Raw genomic sequence first — 3465 nt, forward strand, 5'->3', positions numbered from 1 at the left:
GCGATGCCGCCGCCCGAGCCAATGGACTGGTAGTTCACGCGGTGCTGGGTGGCCTGGTTGTAGTCGGCCGACCACTTGGACATGACCGGGAAGACGAACGAGGCGCCGGCGCCGGTGATTTCGGCGGCCTGGGCGGTGACGCCGAAGCTGGTGGCCAGGGCCAGCATGGCCAGGCTGCGCTTGAAGTTCTTGAGCACGTGGGGGTCTCCTCGGGGTGATGGGGCAAGCTCGGGGGCGGTTGCCCCCAATTGCGGCCATTAAAGGTCGCTCCGGTGACAAGAGTGTTGCTTGAACATGACAGGCGTATGACAGTCCGCCAGGCCCCCGGAACCGCTGTCATGTAACTGACATCCAAATCGCGCCGAGGCGTCATAAACCCGTAGCAACCTGTACATGTTTCACCGCCCCGTAACGAGCCATTCACATGTTGGCCGGCACCAGCCCGGCCCCCAGTTGTTTTACACACCAGGAGTTACAGTCATGCGTCAATCGACCGTTGCCGCCGCCGTCGCCCTCGCGATGATGGGCTTGAGCACCCAGCCCCTGTTCGCCCAGGACGCCCCGGCGCCCAGCCAGCAGGAGATCGCCGAACTGCGTGCCCAGGTGACGGCGCTCATGGCGCGCATCGATGACCTGGAGGCTCGCGACGAGGCCCAGTCGGGCATCAACATCGACACCGCCGAGGCGCTCAAGGCCCAGGCGATGACCCAGCCCAAGGTCGAGGCCAAGGGCGGCCTGAAGGTGATTTCGTCCGACGGCAACTTCGAGTTCTCCGCCGGCGGCCGCGTGCACTTCGACGGCTACGCCTTCGACGAGGACCAGGTGAACACCACCGGCACCACCGAGTTCCGCCGCGCCAGGCTCAGCCTTGGCGGCAAGGCCTGGGGCTGGGAATACAAGATGGAGCAGGACTTCGCCGCCGGCAGCAACCTCGACGGCCTGCGCGACCTGTACATCGCCAAGCAGTTCGGCCTGGGCAAGCTGACCATCGGCCACTTCAAGCCCTACCGGTCCATGGAAGAGCTGACCAGCTCCAATGAGATCCTGATGATGGAGCGGCCCTTCGCGTCCGCCACCGGCCTGTTCAACGGCCGTCAGTTCCAGCAGGGCGTGGGTTACCAGGTGTCCGGCCTGAACTACTCCGTGGGCGCCACCGCCTTCAACCTGCGCGGCGCCGCCAGCCCGCGCACCGAAGGCATGGGCGCATCGGCCCGCGCCACCTGGGCGCCGATCATGGCCGGGTCCCGCACGCTGCACCTGGGCGGCTGGGTCAGCCACGAGAACGCCAACGAAGGTTCGGCCAGCCTGTCGGCCGTGGCCAACTACGCCGGCCGCCGCGGCCCCGGCCAGGTCATCGCCATCACCACCGCCGCCAGCGGCGACCAGGTGAATGCCTACGGGCTGGAGCTGGCCGGCCAGTACGGCCCGCTGTTCGTCCAGTCCGAGTTCGTCAGCTCCGTTTTCAACCAGCCGCTGGGCCCCGACCAGGACGTGCAGACCTACTACGTGCAGGGCAGCTGGATGCTCAACGGTGGCCAGAAGGTCTACAAGCCGGGCACCGGCGTCTTCGGCTCGCCCAAGGTGGTTGACGTGGGCCTGTGGGAGCTGACCGCCCGCTACGACCACATCGAGAACTCCGACCTGGCCAACCGCGAGGCGGAATCGATGATCCTGGGCCTGAACTACTACCTCAATCCCAACCTGCGCCTGATGTTCAATTACACCCAGGGCGAGAACGAAGTGACCGGCGACGAAACCGCGCAGTACGCGGTCCGGACCCAGTTCAACTTCTGACCGTGGCAGCCTGGCTGTCATGTGCGGGGCACAAAATGCGGCGAACTGATGCGCGAGTCCACCCATGAGTGCCCCGAACGCCGGCCAGGAGCTTCAGGATTGGATCATTGACCGGGCCCGGCGGGGGGGCGACCCCCTGTCGGTGGTCGAGAGCCTGCGCGGCCAGGGCTGGCCCGAGGAACAGGCGATCGACTTGGTGCAATCGGCGCTGCAGGCGCACCTGGCCGAACACGCGCGTGAGCACGGGTTGCCCGTGCCCACCCCGGTGCCCGAACCGATGGAGCTGGACGGACCGCACTTCATCGACACCGGTGACCGGCACGTGGCGGTGCTGGCGAACCTGCGCCATCCGCGCGTGGTGGTGCTGGGCGGGCTGCTGGGCGACGACGAATGCGACGAACTGGTGTCGCTGGCGCGCGAGCGCATCCAGCGCTCCGAAACCTACCTGATGGACGAAGGCGTGAGCGTCGTCCACGAGGCGCGCACCAGCGACGGCATGTTCTTCAGCCGTGCCGAAAATGAACTGTGCCGGCGCATCGAGGCGCGTATCGCCGCGCTTTGCCAGTGGCCGGTGGAAAACGGCGAGGGGCTGCAGGTGCTGCGCTATGGCCCCGGCGCCGAATACAAGCCGCACTACGATTATTTCGACCCGGCCCTGGCCGGTTCGCACAAGGTGCTTGAACGCGGCGGGCAGCGCGTGGCGTCGCTGGTGATGTACTTGAACAGCCCGCGGCGGGGCGGGGCCACCACGTTCCCCGATGCCGGCATCGAAGTGGCGCCGATCAAGGGCAACGCGGTTTTCTTCAGCTACGACCGGCCGCACCCGATGACCAAGACGCTGCACGGCGGCGCACCGGTGCTGGAGGGCGAAAAATGGGTGGCCACCAAGTGGCTGCGCGAGCGCAGCTATCGCTGAGCGGCCACCGCGCCGGCCAGGGAGCCCTCGTCCACCCGCGACAGCCCGTCGGCGCCGGCGATGAAACCGGCCGCGTCCAGCGCGGCGCGCAGGCCCGGGTCCGGGTCGCGGGCCAGCCACACCAGCCGGTACTGGCCGTCGGCCCGGATCTGAACCAGCAGTTCGACGGCCGGTGAACCCGGGGCCGGCATCAGGCTGGCCTCGACGACGCCCTCGCGGCAGACCGGCGTGCCCGAAAGGACCAGGGGCGGCGTCGTACTGCCCGCGGCCGGCAGGGTGAGCACGGCTTCCAGCCCGCCTGCGGCCTCGGCACAGGTGCCGCCACGAACCACGGCGCTGACCGCGTCCAGCGACAGCGCCCATTGCAGCGGGCCACCCGGGGTTGGCACGACCAGCGGCCATTCCCCGCTGACCGCCCGCAGGCCGCGCTCCCGGCCCAACAGCAGCTTGCCGCGGCTGCCGTCGGTGGCGAATTCGATGGCCACCGTCCCGGTAAGCAGCGACGCGGCCGACAGCGCGGCGTCCACGTCCCCCAGCGGCTGCGATCCCGCGTCCAGGCCCAGCAGTCGTCCGTTCCAGATCGTGCCGCTGGCCCCGGACGCGGACAGCCCCGCATTCCGCCACAGATCGAGCTCTCCCAGCCAGCGCATCGGTGCCAGCACCGCCAGGGACGCCAGCCAGGCGAGCACGAAAAAGGCCAGCGCCAGCGAGCGATTCAAGGCCCGGCCGCCGCGAACACCAGCTCGCCCTGCACG

General features: G+C 68.6%; 3 protein-coding genes and 1 pseudogene. 2 read left to right on the forward strand and 2 right to left on the reverse strand.

Annotated elements, in window-relative coordinates; genetic code table 11:
* Window positions 1-197 (reverse strand): annotated as a pseudogene (locus K0M70_RS05960) (substrate-binding domain-containing protein); the annotation flags it as partial.
* 283 nt (window positions 198-480) lie between these two features.
* Here K0M70_RS05960 and K0M70_RS05965 point away from each other — a divergent pair.
* Both K0M70_RS05965 and K0M70_RS05970 read left to right on the forward strand, forming a co-directional pair.
* Window positions 481-1794, forward strand: a complete 1314-nt coding sequence (locus K0M70_RS05965) for a porin (RefSeq protein ID WP_290780581.1) — start codon at window positions 481-483, stop codon at window positions 1792-1794.
* 64 nt (window positions 1795-1858) lie between these two features.
* Entirely contained in the window at window positions 1859-2710 is an 852-nt protein-coding gene (locus K0M70_RS05970) for a 2OG-Fe(II) oxygenase (protein ID WP_290780583.1), read from the forward strand.
* Here K0M70_RS05970 and gspN read toward each other — a convergent pair.
* On the reverse strand, window positions 2701-3465 hold a 765-nt coding region (gspN, locus tag K0M70_RS05975; protein WP_290780586.1), incomplete at its 5' end, for a type II secretion system protein N. The two genes, K0M70_RS05970 and gspN, sit on opposite strands and share 10 nt — an antisense overlap.

This window comes from Arenimonas sp. (assembly GCF_019459675.1).
GTDB lineage: Bacteria > Pseudomonadota > Gammaproteobacteria > Xanthomonadales > Xanthomonadaceae > Arenimonas.